Source organism: Vibrio sp. YT-19(2023) (assembly GCF_033337395.1).
On sequence record NZ_JAWOQN010000736.1, the window covers coordinates 1 to 607 of the forward strand.

1 protein-coding gene is annotated in these 607 nt (G+C 47.0%); it reads left to right on the top strand.

The genetic code is table 11. The annotated features are described in order from the left end of the window. Positions 1–150 precede the first annotated feature (150 nt). The coding region (locus R7E78_RS28195) for a lipocalin-like domain-containing protein (protein WP_318058893.1) at positions 151–607 on the top strand (457 nt) is incomplete at its 3' end.

Here is a 607-nt window from a genome sequence, read left to right on the forward strand (position 1 = left end):
TTTTGGTTGGTCACTCGAACTGCAAACCATTCCTTGGGAATATGCACAAACTATCGCTTGGGCAATGCTCGCGATTATGATCGCCGGGGCGTTACCCGTAATTCGAATGATTAAGAGTACGCCAATGAAGTCGTTGAGGGATGCGTTGTAGTGGAAAAACAAAACTCTAAAAAGCGCGTTTTTGCTTCGATGCTGATCGTTGTCGTTTTTGCCATGTTGACTGGAGCGACGTTGTATTCAACGTTTTGGCTAGAGCCTACTGCTACCCAAGAAAATGAAATCAATTCGGTACTGACGCGAGAAAATAAAACCATTTTTGAGCCCGTTTTACCGGACGAGCATGTCTCATTGCCTTCAGACTTTCGCTTCCATCCTGAATATCAACATGAATGGTGGAACTACTTTGCGAAGCTGCAAGATAAGCAAGGTCGCACTTACAACGTGCAGTGGAGCTATTTTCGCGTCGCCACCGATGAACGAGAAACCAGCGGTTGGCAAAACCCGCAACTGTACATTTCACATGTTGTCGTGAGCCATGGTTCGCATGTGTGGAAAGAACAGCGTGTTGCGCGTGGTGGTATTGGTCAAGCTGGCATGACAAACCGAC